This window comes from Streptomyces koelreuteriae (genome assembly GCF_018604545.1).
Classification (GTDB): domain Bacteria; phylum Actinomycetota; class Actinomycetes; order Streptomycetales; family Streptomycetaceae; genus Streptomyces; species Streptomyces koelreuteriae.
In genome coordinates this window covers 8195456-8211304 of record NZ_CP075896.1, presented here as the reverse complement: position 1 = coordinate 8211304, position 15849 = coordinate 8195456, and the positions used below count along the sequence as shown (strand labels likewise).

Here is a 15849-nt window from a genome sequence, read left to right as displayed (position 1 = left end):
TGCCCGGGTCAGTGGGGCCGGTGCTCGCCGGTCCCGGCGTGGTCCCACTGCGACGCGAGGACCGCGGCCTGAACCCGTCGCTGGACGCCGAGCTTGGCCAGCAGCCGGGAGATGTGGTTCTTGACGGTCTTCTCCGACAGGTAGAGCTTCGTGCCGATCTCGCGGTTGGTGAGCCCGTCCCCGATCAGGGCGAGAATCTCCCGCTCGCGCGGCGACAGGCTCGCCAGCTCGGGGGCGACGGCCGGTTCCTCGGACGGGTCGGCGCGCAGCGAGCGCATCAGCCGGGCCGTGGTCTCCGGGTCCAGCATGGACCGCCCGGAGGCGACCGTGCGTACCGCCGAGACCAGGTCGGAGCCCTTGATCTGCTTGAGGACATAGCCGGAGGCTCCCGCCATGATCGCGTCGAGCAGGGCCTCCTCGTCGTCGAACGAGGTCAGCATCAGACAGGCCAGCCCGGGCATCCGGCTGCGCAGCTCACGGCAGACGGTGATGCCGTCGCCGTCCGGCAGGCGCACGTCGAGGACGGCGACGTCGGGGCGGAGCGCCGGGCCCCGGGCGAGCGCCTGCCCGACGTTCTCGGCGTCCCCGACCACCGCGATGTCGGGCTCGGCGTCCAGCAGGTCGGACAGGCCGCGGCGCACGACCTCGTGGTCGTCGAGCAGGAAGACCCGGATCGGGTGTTCCTCGGTGAAGGTGCGCGGCTCGGTCATCTCGACCCCTCGTCGGCCGGGGGCGGACTGCGGACCGCCCGTGACCACGATCATCACGCGCGGCGGCCGGATGCACCAGGGCCGATCGGCCCAAGGCGTGCCGTGGACGGAGTACCGCCGCGCCCGCTGGTCCGGCCGTGCGGCAGGGCCCTTCGGCCCCGCAGGGGGACCTATGGCCCCTCCACCGCGGCGGCCGGGAGAGGCGACGCTGGAATCGAGAGCTTCTACTCCGGAGGTGGAGACCATGTCCCGCACGATCACCGTGGGTCTCGACGGCTCGCCCGAGAGCCGTGCCGCCGCCGAATGGGCGGCCCGCGAGGCGGCGCAGCGGCGGCTGCCGCTGAGGCTCCTGCACGTGTGGGAGCCGGCGCCGGAGCCCATCGAGCAGGCACCGCAGCTGGGTGCCGAGACCCGGCAGGACTGGGGCGAGAGGATTCCCCGCGACACCGCGGACGGTGTCGGTCTGCGTCACCCCGGCGTCGAGGTGACCACGGAACACCTGACCGGCCACCCCGGCAAGGTGCTGTGCGAAGCCGCCAAGGACGCCGACCTGCTCGTCCTGGGCTCACGGGGGCTGAGCGGCATCGGCGGCTTCCTGGTGGGTTCGGTCGGCCTGGCCGTGGTGGCGCGTGCCGAGCGTCCCGTGGTCCTGGTCCGGGCCGGTGAGCAGGCGGCCGACGAGCACGAGAGGGACGCGACGGGCATTCCCTCGGCCGCCACGCGGTACCGGCCGGTCGTCCTCGGCGTCGACGTCGACCACCTCGACGCGACGGTGATCGGCTTCGCCTTCGACGCGGCCGCCCGGCGCGGGACCTCCCTGTGGGCCGTACACGGCTGGCATCTGCCCTTGTGGTTCGTCTACGGCGGAGCCGGCGACCTGTACCGCTACGAACAGGTCGTCCGCTCGCACGCCGACACGCTCACCGACGCACTGCGTCCGTGGCGGGAGAAGTATCCGTCCGTCGAGGTGGTGGAGGTGTCCCGCTCGGGCGGTGCGGCGGCTCAGCTGATCGAGGCCTCCCACCAGGCGTCGCTGGTCGTCGTGGGACGGCGGATTCACCGCCACCCGTTCGGGACGCGTATCGGTTCCGTCACGCATGCGGTGCTGCACCATGTCGCCGCCCCCGTCGTGGTGGTTCCGCACGACTGACGCGACTGAGACCTACCGTCACAACGGTGAATCACCCGCTGCCGGCGCTGCCGCTGGAGGAGCGGCGGCAGCGGACCCGATCGCCCCGGATCACGGTCTGAGATCACGGTCCGACACGAGAAGGCCGTGGCACTCGACGTCCACCACGCCCTCGACGGAGCGGACCAGACGGGCCGCGACGGGTACGAGGGAGGTGTCCCGGATGCGGCCGGTGAGGGTGACGACTCCGTCCCGCACGTCCACGCCGATGGGCTCGACGGGGGCGGGGAAGAGGCAGGCCACGACCTGGCGGCGGATCTCCTCGGCGAGTTCCTCGTCAGCGCGCAGGAAGACCTTGAGCAGGTCCGCGCGGCTGACGACGCCCTCGAGGACGCCCTGCCCGTCGACGACCGGCAGCCGCTTGACCCGGCGTTGGGCCATGATGCGTGCGGCCTGGGCGAGGGTGGCGTCGGAGTGGACGGTCACGGCCGGGGAGCTCATCAGCTCGTCCGCCCTGAGCGCGCCCGCCTTGGCCAGGTCGGAGAGCCGGCGCCGCTGCGTATAGCGGTCCGGATCGGTGTCGCGGAACTCCTCCTTGGGCAGCAGATCGGCCTCGGAGACGACCCCGATCACCCGGCCGTCGCCCTCGAGGACGGGTACCGCACTGACCTTCCACTGCTCCATGACCTCGACGATGTCCTTGAACAGGGCCTCACGGCCGATCGCCACGACGGCGTGCGTCATGACATCGCTGACAAGGTGCGGGCTGCCGTGCATGGTTGCTCTCCTCGGGTCTCGGTGCGGCCGTGGCACCTCGCTCATGCCGGGCTCCCGCTGCCGTACGGGGCGTACAGATCGAGCAACCGGATGCGCGACGTGTGCAGCCTGTCCGCGACCACACGGCCGACCCAGTCCGCGATCGCGCGGCCGAACTCGGCGTCCTGCGCGCATATCGCCCGCACGGCTTCCGCGTCGAACTCGAAGGCCCGCACCGGGCTCATCGCCTCTCCGCCGAGGTGCCACACGTGCGGCGGGAAGTGCCACGACCAGCCGACCAGTTCGCCCTGTCCCAGGGACGCGACGGCAGCGGCCCGCCGGCCCGGGACATGGAGGTCGAGCACGACGGTCCCCGTCCGCACGATCCAGAACCGGTCGGCCCGCCGGCCTTCCTCGAAGAGGCGTGCGCCCGCGTCGAAGGACACCTCGCGTGCGAGGCGCATCAGCCGTTCGCGCTGCGCGGCCGGGAGGGCCACGGACAGGGTGGTGGTGGAGGTCATCGCTCAGACTCCCTTCCGCCGCCCTGCGGCAGCGGGGCGGCGAGTTCCTCGCGCGGGCCCGCGGTCTGTTTCCGGCGCTGCCGGTCGCCACGGGTTCGTTGACTTCAGGGTGTGCCGAACCACCGCGGGCCCACTAGGGCCGAACGTCCCTGGCGGGGGCCGGTCAGTCCCTCGAACTGGCTGATGACTCCGTCGTGGAAGAACTCGACCGGGACGACTTCCGCCGGCGGTACGACGACATCCGGCCCTCCAGAGCACCCGTGAGGGCCGGCCATGCGCCGTCCGCTCACCCTCGCTAACATCGATGAGCGGGACAAAACTAGCCAAAGTGTCACAGGGGAGACTCATGGAGTCCTCCGATGGTTCCTCTGGTTCCTCGTCCGCCGCGGAAGGACGCGACCGTGCGGCCGCCGGCCCTCCGCTGAACTCCACGGAACGGGAAGAGTACGAACGGCTGCGCACAGCGGCCTCCGTTCACCACCGGCGTCTGCGCTACTCGGCGACCTCCGTACTGCTGATCCTGACCTTCCTCCTGGCACCACTGGCCGTGGTCGCCGCCTGGGTGGACTCGGAGGTGGCCGACACCGACCGGTACGTCCAGACCGTCGCTCCGATCGCCACGGAGCCCTCCGTCCAGAACACCGTGACCGACCGGCTCACCAAGCGCGTGGTCGACAACGTCGATGTCGCCGCCTTCACCGACGCCGTCGGGCGGACCTTGCAGCGGGAAGGCGCACCCCCGCGCGTGGTGCAGGGCGCCGACGCGCTGACCGGCCCGCTGACGAGCGCGCTCACCTCGGCCGTCCACAGCATCGTCCACCGGGTGGTGACCAGCGACCAGTTCGCCGAGGTGTGGGACGACGCCAACCGGCGGGCCCACGCCGCCGTCGTCAAGGTCCTCACCGGGGAGGGCGGCAGCGCCGTCCAGGCCGGTGACGACAGCATCGACCTGAACATCGGCACCGTCGTCGACAACGTCAAGCAGCGACTGGTGGACGCCGGGTTCGATCAGGCCTCGAAGATCCCCGACGTCGACAAGACGATCACCCTGTTCCAGACCGACAAGCTCAACGAGGCCCAGGGCGCCATGCGCCTGCTGAACATCCTCGGCGTCTGGCTCCCGGTCCTCGTCCTGGTCCTGGCGGCACTCGCCGTCTGGAGCGGGCCCGCGCACCGCGTCGCCCTGATGACCACGGCCATCGGCATCGGGGTCATGATGATCGTGCTGCTCGTCGGCCTCGCCGTGATGCGGCAGATCTATCTGGACTCCGTCGCCACGACCGCCCTGCCGCAGGACACCGCCGCCGACATCTACGACATCTTCCTGCGCTTCCTCAAGAACAGCACGGTCACGGTCCTGGTCATCGCGGTCATCACCGCGCTGGCCGCCTACCTGTACGGGCCCGGACGCGGTGCCCGGTGGATCAGACGCGCGGCGACGGGCGGGACCGGGGCGACGGGCCGGGCCATGGCGCGCCACGGCATGCGCACCGGGGGCCCCGGCCACTGGCTGGACGCGCACCGCAAGTGGACCACCGGCATCGTCATCGCCGGCGGGGCGCTCGCCCTGGTGCTGTGGAACTACCCCACGCCCGGGTCCGTGGCGCTCGTCCTCGGCATCGTCCTCCTCGTACTGATCCTCCTCGGAATCCTCGCCGCGGCCTCCGGGAGGGCGCAGCCGAGCCGTATGTCGCATCAAACCCCAGGGAAAGGAGCCTGAGATGGCTGAGCAAGAGACAGGGGCGGGCGGCGTCGCCGCTCTCGCCGAGGCGAACGCGCCCGTGTTCGAAACGCTCGTCCAGATGACGCTCGACACGTTCGAGCGGTCCGGACTGGACGAGGAGACGTACCTGCTGGCACGTATCGCCGCTCTGGTGGCCATGGACGCCTCCGCTCCCTCGTACCTCCTCAACATCGGCACCGCCGCGGACGTCGGCGTACCGCTGGAGAAGATCCAGGGAACGCTCGTGGCGATCGCCCCCGTGGTGGGCAGCGCCCGCGTGGTGTCCGCCGCGCGCGCCATCGGCGAAGCGTTCGGGCTGGACCTCCCCGGAGAGGAGGAGCGGTGATGGGCGGCTATGTGAACCTGGCCTACGACTACCCGGTCCTCGGCGCCTTCTGGACGATCATGTGGATCTTCCTGTGGGTCATGTGGATCTTCCTGCTCTTCCGGGTCATCGTCGACATCTTCCGTGACGACTCCCTGAGCGGCTGGGCCAAGACGGGTTGGCTGGTCTTCACGATCGTCCTCCCCTTCCTGGGCGTCTTCGTCTACGTCGTCGCCCGGGGCAAGGGCATGGGCAAGCGTGAACAGGACCACGTCAAGGCCAAGATGGACGAGACGGACCGCTACATCCGCGAGACCGTCGGCGCCACCGGCCCTCCCAGCGAGGTGGACCAGCTGGAGAAGCTCTCGCAGGTCCGGGCCCGTGGCGACCTCTCCGAGGAGGAGTTCCGCCAGGCCAAGGAGAAGGTCCTGCACTCGTGACCGCACGCCCTGACGGGTGAGGCACGGTGAGCGGCAGCGTGTGGGCGGGGGCGGCCGTGGTCGCCGTGACGGCGGGGTACGCCCTCTTCTCCCGGCGGCTGGCCACGACCGTCGTGTCGGCGCCGATGGTGTTCACCGGCTGCGGGATCGCCATCGGCCCGATCGGGCTCGGCCTGCTCGACCTGGAGCAGGACGCGGGGCCGGTGCTCACCCTGGTCGAAGCCGCCCTGACGCTGGTCCTGTTCACCGACGCGATGTCCGTACGGCGACGGGATCTGCGCCTGGGCGGCTTCCTCCCCGGCCGTCTGCTGGGGATCGGTCTGCCCTTGACCATCGGGGCGGGCTGGCTGCTGGCGTGGCCCCTGCTGCCGGGGCTGACGCTGTGGGAACTGGCCCTGCTCGGTGCGGTTCTCGCGCCGACCGACGCCGCTCTCGGCAAGACGGCGGTGTCCGACCGGCGTGTCCCGCCGCTGGTGCGCGGCGGACTGAACGTCGAATCCGGCCTCAACGACGGTATGGCGCTGCCCTTCTTCGTGCTCTTCCTCGCGGCTCTGCCGGGAACGATGGCCTCGGAGGAGGGAGCCGGCGGAGTCTTCTGGCGCGCGCTCGTGCTCAGCACCGTATGGGGCCTTATCGCGGGAGGCCTCGGCGGGTGGCTGTTGCGCTGGTCGCGTGCGAAGGGCTGGATCAGCGGTGACTGGCGGCAGACCTTCGTCCTGGCCGTGGCCGGGGGCTCGTACACCGTGGCCGTCGCCTTCGACGGAAGCGGCTTCATCGCGGCCTGGGTGGCCGGGTTCGCCTTCGGTGTGGCCCTGCGGCGCAGCGGACCGGCGAAGACGGCGGCGGCACCTCCCCGGGAACCCACTGAGACGCCCCGGAAGACACCGGCTCAGGAACCGGACGCCGTCGACGACTCCGCCGGTCTCGCCGGTCATCTCGCCGACCTGCTCGCCTCGTTGAGCTTCCTGGTCTTCGGTGCCGTTCTGCTCGGGCCGACGCTGGACGACCTCGACTGGCGGATCGTCGTCTACGCCGTACTGAGCCTCACCGTGATCCGGATGCTGCCGGTCGCCCTCTCCCTGACCGGGTCCGGCCTGGCCCTTCCCACGATCGCCTACATCGGATGGTTCGGACCGCGCGGCCTCGCCTCCGTCGTCTTCGGACTCCTCCTGGTGGAGGAACACGTCCCGGGCGTTCAGCTCCTCGGCCGGGTCATCGCGGTCACCGTCGCGCTCAGCATCCTCCTGCACGGCATGTCGGCCGTGGTCCTCGCGAAGCGCTACGGCACCTGGTATCGGAAAGCCACCGCCCGGCGACCACACCTGCGCGAGAACCTGCCCGGGGAGGGAGAGACCGGGCACGCGCCGCCCTAGGCACGATAGGGAGAGCGGACGGACCCAGCGACGAGGACACGCAGTCGCTTCGACCGAGAGGCCATGACCGCGGAGGACACCGGGCGCCCGAGCTCGTCGCGCACCGCCCAGAGCACCACAGCCTTCCAGGTATGGGAGAACCTACGAACCTTGGCCCTTGCTGGGGGAGGCCGGGAAGGATGCCTCGTCGCGGTCCGTGCCATCGGTGATCCACCATCCGTCACCGCCGAGAAGGGCCAGTTCCGCGCGGCCGTCGCCGTCCCAGTCGTGGACGGCGAAGAGTCCGGCGTCGACGGGGCCGTCGTCGCCCGGCACGGAGCGCTTGGTGGTGCGCCAGGGCTTCGATCCGAGCCCGTGCTCGGAGCCGCCCCGCAGCACCTCGATCCGCGCGTCCCCCGCCTCCTTCTTCCTGGTGAGCTGCACGGCCAGGTCGTCGCAGCCGTCGCCGTCGAAGTCTCCGGCGGCGAGCCTGGCGCCGAAGCCCTCCTTGAAGTCGCCGCCGTCCATGGTGACCCACTCCCCCGGCTCCTTCCCGTAGCGGACGCTGACCTGGCCGCGCCGGTGAGGTGTGTCGACCTCGTCGTAGCTGTCGACGAAGCTCCGGCCGATGGCGACGTCCTGCCGCCCGTCGCCGTCGAAGTCGCCGAAGACGACGTTCTCGCCTTCCGGCAGCCGCTCGGGCTCCTTGCTCAGGCCGCCGGCGGTACGGGCGCCGCCCGTGAACAGCAGGGGCGGATCCCACGGGGAGTCGTAGAGCGCGAGATCGGTGGCGCGGTCGTCGTTCGCGTCCCCGGCGACCAGCACGGGTGACGCGCCCTCGTGGACCGGGCTGGGGATCTCCACGGTCCTGGTGGGAGCACCGGAGCGCTTGAACGGCCCCTTGAGGACGACCAGTTCCTGATCCTCGTTCGAGAACCTGAAGACCGCGAGGTCGGTGTGGCCGTCCCCGTCGAAGTCGCCGGCGATCGGCGCGGTGCTGTATCCGCTGCCCGGCAGTGGGACACGCCCCTGCGGTCCGCCGGCCTGCGGGCCCTTGGGGCCTCCCCACAGCACCTGGGCGGCGCCGCTGACGACGAGGTCGGCATGACCGTCCTCATCCAGGTCGGCGACCGTGGGCTGCCACGGATCGTCGCCCGTCTGGATGTCGTCCGGCAGACCGAGGTCGTCGTGGGTGAGGACGGTCGTGCGGTCGTGGTCCGGTCCGTGCTCGGAGCCGGGCACGACGGTCACGTCGAAGCTCTCCGCCCTGTCGGAGATCTCATGCACCAGATCATCGAAGCCGTCCCCGTCGAGGTCGAGGGCCGCGGGCGTGTCCTCGCGCGCCGAATCGGCCGGTCGGCAGGGGCTGTTGGGCACCGAGCGCGCGCCGTCGGACGGAAGAAGGGCGACGAACGCCACGACGGCCACCACGACGAGAAAGGCCGGCACGGCGTGCCACATGCGCAGGTGGAGGAAGAACGGACCGCCTGCTTTCGGAAAGTGCATCAGCCCACTTCACGGGCGTGGCCGCGGCCCGCACAAGGAAGCTGATCATTTTGTTACGGGGGTGATGCACGGCCCCGGGCCGACGTCTTCGACCCTGTGGCCGAGCGACAGGTCCCATCGGCTTGGTCCGGTGTTCTCGGGAGCGGTGACGCACGCGATCACGTGGCGCAGGAATCCGGCCGCGGGCCGCGGTGCCGCCGGTGAGGTGGCAGGCGGGGACCGTGTCACGCCGGGCGAGGTCGGTGAGGCGGCGCAGGTCGGCGGCGAGAGTGTCGAGGGGCAGCCGGTCGGCGTTCCGTATGACGGGAACGCCCAGGCCGTGCTCGGTCTGGGCGGCGAACCCGAGGTGCACGTGCGGCAGCCGGACGATCTCCGCCCGGCTGGTGTCCACCGGTGCGTTCAGTTCGGGGAAGGCGGCGAGCCCGGAGAGGCAGGCCCGTGTCGCGGGTGTCACGGGCGGCGAGCAGGCCGGTGGCATCGGCGTCCGCCCAGATGGTGACGGAGGGTGTGTGGCGGTGGGCATGGAGGAACTTCTCCGCGGCCGCGTCGAGGGGGATGCGGACGCCTGACCGATGAGTGGCTTCGCGTTCACGGTGCTCCGAGTGGCCAGCCTTGTTCACCTCGAGGCCACTGCGGTCTCCGGTTCCGCTGTCACGCGATGCGCGTCCGCCCGGCCCCCTCCCAGCAACCCACCGGCACGCAGGGGCTGTGGATCGAGGACGTCCCCGTTCCGTCCAGGGACCCGCTCGCCGAACGCCGCCGCGTCACCGAACTCGCCCGCCTCCTGCTGGAGGACCCCGACGTGCGCACCGCGGCCGTCGTGGTACTCCGCGACGACCCGACCGATGCCGCCACGGCCACGATGGACGCCTACGTGGTCCTGTCGCCCGGGGCCGACCCCACCACGATCCGCGAACGGGACGCAGGTGTCTTGCCCGACTACATGCTCCCCGCCACCGATGACCTCACCATGACGCTCACGGAGATCTGGAGCGACGTCCTCGGCGTCCCGGTCGGCCCGGACGATGACTTGTTCGAACTCGGCGGCAACTCCCTCTTCGCCGTCCGCATCGCCGCCGCCCAACGCACCCGCGGCGTCACACCCCTGCGCCTGCGGGAGCTGTACCGTCACCCGAAGATCCGCGAATCGGTGGGGATTCTCAGGTCTTTGGACGGGTGACGGGCGCCCACGACGTGCACCGACTCCGGCTCACGGTGCCCACACACTCCAGGAGTCGAGGCTGATCACGGCCGGAAATGAGTATGCGGCTGCGTGGCGTCCGCCGATCATGTGTGGATGACCGATCAGATGGCGATCAGCACCTTGACTTTGCGGCACAGGATCCCGGACGACTGGGCGGCGGATCCATGGGCCGAGGTACGACCCCTGATTGACGGCGTAGACGTTCTGGAGGGCGTCCACCCGGAAGGGGTGGCACCCAATTGCCGACACTGGACAGGCCCGGCCGAGAGCTGGCCGCTGACGGTCACGAAGGAGCCGCGCAGAGTCATGATCACCGAGCCGCCCTGCACCGCCGGCTGCTGCGGCGCCCTGTACGTCACCATGCGCCGCGAGGGCGACCGGGTGATCTGGGACGCCTGGGAGAACACCAGCGACGTCACTGCCGTGCCTGCGGACATCCGCTTCGATGCCGCCCAGTACGAAGCCGAACTCGCGCGGGCTGCAGCGGACCGCAGCTGGGAAGAGCCGGTGGACACCGTTGCCCGCCTGCTGGAGCAGACCCTTACCGACAGCGGCTGGTTCGAGCAATGGGGCTGCGTTCTCACGGGTGTATGGCCACGACGCGCGGAGCCCGACATCCCCGAGGAGTTCACCAGCCCCGAGGGGGTCGATGTCGAGTTCCACGAGGTCCTCCAGGCTCCTGGGGAGCGTGCGTGTTCCTACGGGTACGAATTGTTCGTCACGCACGATCAGCCCGTGGAGGAGCAGGCACGACAGCTCGCGGCCCGCATTCTGGCGGACGATCCGCGGAAGACTGCTGAGCTTCGAGGTTGAGACTGCCGACGGGCCCGGCTGGCGGGCACCACGTCAGGATGGTGCACTCGGCATTGAGCGTGCGCTGTCCAGCTCGCGACAAGGCCCTGCACTCATCAGCATTTCCATGCTCTCCCGGTCATCACACTTCGTGGCCGCCGCGAGCGGGGCCTGCTCGGTCGCTCGGCGCTGCATGATGCCGGAGCGGTACGTCGGCCTGTTCCTGGAGGACCCGCGATCGGTGCCGTGCCGGTGGTCGAGCACCTGGCCGCGCAGTCGGCATCGAGGCCCCGTAGATGCCGGGCAGCACTGGTCGACGTGCACGAGCCGGGCCCGGTCGGCGGGGGCAAGGCTCGCAACCTCCTGGCCGAGGGCGGTTCGGCGCCTGCGGAGACTCGTATCGCCTCGTACCCTTCACTTATCCACAGCGCCACTAGCGGGCGCGAAATCACTGGAGGCAACACCCCGTGCTGATCGCTCAGCGTCCATCCCTGGCCGAAGAGGTCGTCGACGAATTCCGCTCCCGGTTCGTGATCGAGCCGCTGGAGCCGGGCTTCGGCTACACCCTCGGCAACTCCCTGCGCCGGACCCTGCTGTCCTCGATCCCGGGTGCGGCGGTCACGTCCATCCGCATCGACGGTGTCCTGCACGAGTTCACCACCGTGCCGGGCGTCAAGGAGGACGTCACCGACCTGATCCTCAACATCAAGCAGCTGGTCGTCTCCTCGGAGCACGACGAGCCGGTCGTGATGTACCTGCGCAAGCAGGGCCCGGGTCTGGTCACCGCCGCCGACATCGCGCCCCCGGCCGGTGTCGAGGTGCACAACCCCGACCTCGTCCTCGCCACGCTCAACGGCAAGGGCAAGCTGGAGATGGAGCTGACGGTCGAGCGTGGCCGCGGCTATGTCTCCGCCGTGCAGAACAAGCAGGTCGGCCAGGAGATCGGCCGGATCCCGGTCGACTCGATCTACTCGCCGGTGCTCAAGGTCACGTACAAGGTCGAGGCCACGCGTGTCGAGCAGCGGACCGACTTCGACAAGCTGATCGTCGACGTCGAGACCAAGCAGGCCATGCGTCCGCGTGACGCCATGGCGTCGGCCGGCAAGACCCTGGTCGAGCTGTTCGGTCTGGCCCGTGAGCTCAACATCGACGCCGAGGGCATCGACGTAGGCCCGTCCCCGACGGACGCCGCCCTGGCCGCCGACTTGGCGCTGCCGATCGAGCAGCTCGACCTCACGGTCCGCTCCTACAACTGCCTCAAGCGCGAGGGCATCCACTCCGTGGGTGAGCTCATGGCGCGTTCCGAGGCGGACCTGCTCGACATCCGCAACTTCGGTACGAAGTCCATTGACGAGATCAAGGCCAAACTGGCCGGCATGGGCCTGGGCCTCAAGGACAGCCCGCCCGGAATCGACCCGACCGCTGCAGCCGACGCCTTCGGTGCACACGACGACGAGAACGGGCCTTTTATGGAGACCGAGCAGTACTGAATGCCGCGCTGGGCTCAGCGCCAGGTCTGGCCGTCCGGTTCCTTGATGGTGCGGTTGATCCTGTTGAAGAAGTTGGTCAGCGCGATCTCCAAGTTGATCGCGCCGAGCTGCTCCTCAGTGAAATGGGCGTTGACCTCTTCCCAGATCTCGTCGGTGACTCCCTCCGCACCGTCCTGCAGCCGGGTGGCGGCCTCGGCCGGCGCCAGTGCCGCGCGCTCCGCATGGGTGTAGAACGGAGCCTCACGCCACGCCGCTACGTTGTGCAGCCGCTCGTCGGTGTCACCGGCCTTCTTCCCTCCGGCGACACCGGCGTGGACGCACGCCGAGCAGGTGTTGATCTGGCTGGCGCGCAGGTGGACCAGCGCAAGCAGCTTCGGGTCGACGCCCCCGGCGGCGATCGCCTTCTGCAGGTCCCCGACCGCTTTCCACACGCCGGGGTTGTCGGTGCCGATCCGATCGCCGAGGCCTTCGAGGCGCACAGCGACCGGCTCACAGCCGTTGCCTACTGCGTGCTCGGCTCGCACGCCGACGCGGACGACGTCGTACAGGAGGCGTGGCTGCGTCTGTCCCGCCAGGACGCCGACGCCATCGACAATCTCGGCGGCTGGCTGACCACCATGGTCGGCCGCATCAGCCTCGATCTTCTACGCTCGGGCCGCACGCGCCCGACAGTTCCCCTCGACGACCGGCCGCCCGAACTCACCGTGACGCTCGACGATGGCCCGGCTCCGGAAGAGCTTGTGGCACTGGGCGACTCGGTGGGCCTGGCGCTGTTGACGGTCCTGGACTCGCTGCGCCCCGACGAGCGCCTGGCGTTCGTGCTGCACGACGTGTTCGCCGTGCCCCACGGGGAGATCAGCACCGTCCCCGGCAGGTCGGTCCACCGACGCGACCAAGATGCTCACCAGCCGCGCCCGCCGGAAGGTGCAGGCGGCGCGGCAGTCGGCAAGCGACCGACAGCACCAACGCGAGGTGGTCGGGGCGTTCTTGGCCGCGGCCCGCGAGGGCCGGTTCGAACGGCTGCTGGAAGTCCTCCACCCCGAGGTGGAGTTCACCGTCCACACCCCCGGCGGACGTTTCGTCACCATCGGGGCCACCAGGGTCACCGGCCGCGCCCGAGTGGCCGGCGGCACGGCCCACGGACATGCGGCGACCGTCAACGGGCGCCCCGGCGTCATTGCCTGGAACGAGGACGGCACCCCGCTGTCCCTGCTCGCCTTCACCGTCACCGACGGCCGCATCACCGAGATCACCGCCATGGTCGACCCGGCCGAACTCACGCTCACGGACCTGCCGGAACCGGTGTGACTCTCCACCGGCGAACTGCCGTGAGTGCCCCGCACCGATCGGCGGAGAGTCCTGAAGTACAACGACCGCCCGCACGGACCGGGTGGACGTCGACGCGTTACTCATCCGGCCCGACGGCTGTGTCGCCTGAGCCTTGCCTCCCGGGCAGGACCTCGACGCCACCACGCTGGTGCGTGCGCTGGGCACATGGTTCGGCCAACCGGCCTGAGCACCGTATTAACAGTCGCCTCAGGTTCGCTCGGTACGAAGTAGGCGTCCAGACAAGCGATGTAACGCGTATGTAGGAGGCCAGTGATGGCAGTCAACGCAGCGCCGTCCGGGGAAGCGCCGGCCGGTCGGTTGGCAGGCCGGTGGGTGCCGTGGTTAGTGATCGGATTGTGGCTGGTGCTGGCGGCGGGCATGGTGCCGCTGAGCGGAAAGCTGAGCTCGGTCACCACCGACAGCGCCGTGGACACCCTGCCGGCCAGTGCCGAGTCCACCAAGGTGGCGGTGCTGGAGGACAGTCTCCCCGACGGTGAGAGCAACACGTTCGTCTTCGTGTACCACCGCGCCGGCGGCATGACCGACGCCGACCGCGCGACGGTCGAGCGCCACTACGAAACCCTTGCCAAGCGGTACCCGCCGAAGGCGACGGCGGCGGCCGGCGAGGACGACGAGGGCTCACCGACGAGCCCCTCCACCGACCGCGAGGCGATGATGTTCACCCTCGAGGTGAGCACGACCCACGGCGAACCGGAGGCCATCGTCGGCCCGTTGCGTAACGCCGCGAAGGACCGCCCCTTGGGCCTGGAACTCGACGTGACCGGCCCGGGCGCGATCGACGGCGACATGGACGCCGTCTTCGACGGCATCGACGAGCAGGTCCTCCTCACCACCATCGCCGTCGTCACGCTCCTGCTCATTCTCACCTACCGCAGCCCGGTGTTGTGGATCATCCCGCTGGTGGCCGTGGGCGCGGCCGCACTGACCTCGATGGGGACCGTCTACCTGCTCGTCAAGGGCTTCGGCATCGTGGTCAACGACCAGAACTCGGCGCTGCTGACGATCCTGGTATTCGGCGTCGGCACGGACTACGCGCTGCTGCTCATCGCTCGATATCGGGAGACACTGCACCATCATGAGAACGTCCGGGTCGCGATGGTCCACGCGCTCCGCGGGGCGGCGCCGGCCATCGTCGCGTCCGCGGCCACCGTGGTCGCCGGCCTGCTCTGCCTGCTCGTCGCGGACCTGAACAGCACCAGCGGGTTGGGCCCGATCGGCGCGGCCGGCATCCTGTGCGCGCTGGTGGCCATGCTGACGCTGTTCCCGGCAGTGCTCGTGGTGCTCGGCAGGCGGATCTTCTGGCCGGCCATCCCGCGGTTCAGCACGGCCGTGGAGGAGAAGCCGGGGCTGTGGGGACGGCTCGGCACGGCCATCAGCCGCCGCCGGTGGGTGGCGACGCTCGGCTCGCTCGGAGTCCTCGGCGTGCTCGCCCTCGGACTGGCGGGCAACACCGGCGCCCTGCGGGAGCAGGACCAGTTCCTGTCCGCGCCGGAGTCGGTCACCGGCTTCACCGTTCTCCGCCAGCACTTCCCGGAGCTCGGCGGCCAGCCGATGACGGTCCTCACGCGACCGGCGCAGCAAGAGCGGGTGCTCGACATCGTCAAGGACACTCGCGGTGTGGCCCTGGCCGTCCCGGAGCAGACCAGCGGTGGCTGGGCCAACATCTCCGTGTTCCCGAAGGACGCGCCGGACACCGTCGCGGAGTACGACACGATCAAGAGGGTGCGCACCGCCGTGCACGCGGTGAGCGGGGCGGAGGCGATCGTCGGCGGGCCGAGTGCGGAGAACCTCGACACCGAGGTGACCACCAAGCGCGACGAGAAGCTGGTGATCCCGCTGGTGCTCGCCGTCGTCCTGATCGTCCTCGGGCTGCTGCTGCGCGCGATCCTGGCCCCGCTGGTCCTGATGGCCACCGTGATCGTCTCATTCGCCGCGGCCTTCGGCGGCAGCGTATTCGTCTTCGACACGATCCTCGGGTTCAAGGGGATCGACTATTCGGTGCCGCTGCTGGCATTCCTGTTCCTGGTGGCGCTCGGCGTCGACTACAACATCTTCCTGGCCAGCCGGGCCCGGGAGGAGACCGTGCGTCTCGGCACCAGAGAGGGCATGCTCAAAGCCCTCTCGGCCACCGGTGGCGTCATCACCTCGGCAGGCCTGGTCCTGGCGGCCACGTTCGCGGTCCTCGTCACACTTCCGCTGGTGATGCTGGTGGAGGTCGGGTTCCTGGTCGCCTTCGGCGTGCTGCTCGACGCCCTGCTGGTGCGGTCGGTCCTGGTGCCCGCCCTCACCTTGCTGATCGACCGGCGGATGTGGTGGCCGAGCCGGCTGTCCCGGCCGGCGGCGGAGCTGCCGGACGGTCAACAGCCGCTCGCCGACGACGAGGAGCCCGCGCTGCAACGGTGAGCGCGGCGGCACGAACGAGATCCGGGACGGGCCCCAGGCCCGTCCCGGATCTTTCTCATGGGCCCGACGGCCGCCGCCCTTTGGTCTCCTGCGCCACGCGGCCGGGCCGTGCGGCCGGGGCTGGGGTCGGGCCGTGCGGCCGGGGCTG

14 protein-coding genes and 2 pseudogenes are annotated in these 15849 nt (G+C 70.3%); 10 read left to right on the top strand and 6 right to left on the bottom strand.

The features are described 5' to 3' along the window. Window positions 1-8: 8 nt before the first annotated feature. On the bottom strand, window positions 9-710 hold the full coding sequence (locus tag KJK29_RS36930; protein WP_215123669.1) for a response regulator: 702 nt from the start codon (window positions 708-710) through the stop codon (window positions 9-11). Window positions 711-954: 244 nt separating this feature from the next. Between KJK29_RS36930 and KJK29_RS36925 the strand changes: the two genes are divergently transcribed. Next, window positions 955-1860 (top strand): universal stress protein, encoded by a 906-nt coding sequence (locus KJK29_RS36925; protein ID WP_215123667.1) that lies wholly within the window; start codon window positions 955-957, stop codon window positions 1858-1860. A gap of 90 nt (window positions 1861-1950) precedes the next feature. Here the strand turns inward: KJK29_RS36925 and KJK29_RS36920 are convergent, their stop codons facing one another. Next, on the bottom strand, window positions 1951-2616 hold the full coding sequence (locus KJK29_RS36920; RefSeq protein WP_215123665.1) for a CBS domain-containing protein: 666 nt from the start codon (window positions 2614-2616) through the stop codon (window positions 1951-1953). A 41-nt stretch (window positions 2617-2657) separates the two neighbouring features. After that, a complete protein-coding gene (locus KJK29_RS36915) occupies window positions 2658-3116 on the bottom strand; it encodes a cyclic nucleotide-binding domain-containing protein (protein ID WP_215123664.1) in 459 nt (152 codons plus the stop codon). 346 nt (window positions 3117-3462) lie between these two features. Between KJK29_RS36915 and KJK29_RS36910 the strand changes: the two genes are divergently transcribed. Genes KJK29_RS36910 through KJK29_RS36895 form a run of 4 tightly spaced genes read left to right on the top strand, consistent with a single transcriptional unit; the run spans window position 3463 to window position 6977 of the window. Next, window positions 3463-4836 (top strand): hypothetical protein, encoded by a 1374-nt coding sequence (locus tag KJK29_RS36910; RefSeq protein ID WP_251058036.1) that lies wholly within the window; start codon window positions 3463-3465, stop codon window positions 4834-4836. 1 nt (window position 4837) lies between these two features. Then, window positions 4838-5185 (top strand): carboxymuconolactone decarboxylase family protein, encoded by a 348-nt coding sequence (locus tag KJK29_RS36905; RefSeq protein WP_215123662.1) that lies wholly within the window; start codon window positions 4838-4840, stop codon window positions 5183-5185. Beyond that, complete coding sequence (locus KJK29_RS36900) at window positions 5185-5604, top strand: SHOCT domain-containing protein (RefSeq protein WP_215123660.1); 420 nt, start codon at window positions 5185-5187, stop codon at window positions 5602-5604. Before KJK29_RS36905 ends, KJK29_RS36900 begins: the two co-directional genes overlap by 1 nt. Window positions 5605-5630: 26 nt before the next feature. Further along, window positions 5631-6977, top strand: a complete 1347-nt coding sequence (locus KJK29_RS36895) for a cation:proton antiporter (RefSeq protein WP_215123658.1) — start codon at window positions 5631-5633, stop codon at window positions 6975-6977. A 141-nt stretch (window positions 6978-7118) separates the two neighbouring features. On the opposite strand, the gene KJK29_RS36890 is transcribed toward KJK29_RS36895, so the two are convergent. After that, entirely contained in the window at window positions 7119-8462 is a 1344-nt protein-coding gene (locus tag KJK29_RS36890; protein ID WP_215123656.1) for an FG-GAP repeat domain-containing protein, read from the bottom strand. Between the two features lie 250 nt (window positions 8463-8712). Further along, a pseudogene (locus KJK29_RS39070) lies at window positions 8713-8940 on the bottom strand (2-oxo acid dehydrogenase subunit E2); the annotation flags it as partial. Between the two features lie 180 nt (window positions 8941-9120). Here KJK29_RS39070 and KJK29_RS36880 point away from each other — a divergent pair. The 3 genes from KJK29_RS36880 to KJK29_RS36870 all read left to right on the top strand — a co-directional run bounded on the left by KJK29_RS36880 (window position 9121) and on the right by KJK29_RS36870 (window position 11948). Continuing rightward, complete coding sequence (locus tag KJK29_RS36880) at window positions 9121-9642, top strand: phosphopantetheine-binding protein (protein ID WP_215123654.1); 522 nt, start codon at window positions 9121-9123, stop codon at window positions 9640-9642. 117 nt (window positions 9643-9759) lie between these two features. Beyond that, window positions 9760-10479, top strand: coding sequence for a hypothetical protein (locus KJK29_RS36875; RefSeq protein ID WP_215123652.1), 720 nt, complete (start codon window positions 9760-9762; stop codon window positions 10477-10479). Between the two features lie 446 nt (window positions 10480-10925). Continuing rightward, on the top strand, window positions 10926-11948 hold the full coding sequence (locus KJK29_RS36870) for a DNA-directed RNA polymerase subunit alpha (RefSeq protein ID WP_215123650.1): 1023 nt from the start codon (window positions 10926-10928) through the stop codon (window positions 11946-11948). Between the two features lie 14 nt (window positions 11949-11962). On the opposite strand, the gene KJK29_RS36865 is transcribed toward KJK29_RS36870, so the two are convergent. Then, entirely contained in the window at window positions 11963-12427 is a 465-nt protein-coding gene (locus KJK29_RS36865) for a carboxymuconolactone decarboxylase family protein (protein ID WP_215123648.1), read from the bottom strand. On the opposite strand from KJK29_RS36865, the pseudogene KJK29_RS36860 reads away from it, so the two are divergent. Continuing rightward, window positions 12353-13256: pseudogene (locus KJK29_RS36860) on the top strand (sigma factor). The gene KJK29_RS36865 and the pseudogene KJK29_RS36860 overlap by 75 nt on opposite strands. Window positions 13257-13550: 294 nt before the next feature. Continuing rightward, the gene (locus KJK29_RS36855; RefSeq protein ID WP_215123646.1) at window positions 13551-15701 is read left to right on the top strand and encodes an MMPL family transporter; all 2151 of its coding nucleotides are present in this window, start codon (window positions 13551-13553) and stop codon (window positions 15699-15701) included. Window positions 15702-15849 lie beyond the last annotated feature (148 nt).

Coding starts and splice junctions, on each gene's coding strand:
- KJK29_RS36910 (WP_251058036.1), top strand. CDS start 3,463: ATGGAGTCCTCCGATGGTTCCTCTGGTTCCTCGTCCGCCGCGGAAGGA.
- KJK29_RS36920 (WP_215123665.1), bottom strand. CDS start 2,616: ATGCACGGCAGCCCGCACCTTGTCAGCGATGTCATGACGCACGCCGTC.
- KJK29_RS36875 (WP_215123652.1), top strand. CDS start 9,760: ATGACCGATCAGATGGCGATCAGCACCTTGACTTTGCGGCACAGGATC.
- KJK29_RS36925 (WP_215123667.1), top strand. CDS start 955: ATGTCCCGCACGATCACCGTGGGTCTCGACGGCTCGCCCGAGAGCCGT.
- KJK29_RS36905 (WP_215123662.1), top strand. CDS start 4,838: ATGGCTGAGCAAGAGACAGGGGCGGGCGGCGTCGCCGCTCTCGCCGAG.
- KJK29_RS36855 (WP_215123646.1), top strand. CDS start 13,551: ATGGCAGTCAACGCAGCGCCGTCCGGGGAAGCGCCGGCCGGTCGGTTG.
- KJK29_RS36915 (WP_215123664.1), bottom strand. CDS start 3,116: ATGACCTCCACCACCACCCTGTCCGTGGCCCTCCCGGCCGCGCAGCGC.
- KJK29_RS36880 (WP_215123654.1), top strand. CDS start 9,121: ATGCGCGTCCGCCCGGCCCCCTCCCAGCAACCCACCGGCACGCAGGGG.
- KJK29_RS36890 (WP_215123656.1), bottom strand. CDS start 8,462: ATGCACTTTCCGAAAGCAGGCGGTCCGTTCTTCCTCCACCTGCGCATG.
- KJK29_RS36930 (WP_215123669.1), bottom strand. CDS start 710: ATGACCGAGCCGCGCACCTTCACCGAGGAACACCCGATCCGGGTCTTC.
- KJK29_RS36900 (WP_215123660.1), top strand. CDS start 5,185: ATGGGCGGCTATGTGAACCTGGCCTACGACTACCCGGTCCTCGGCGCC.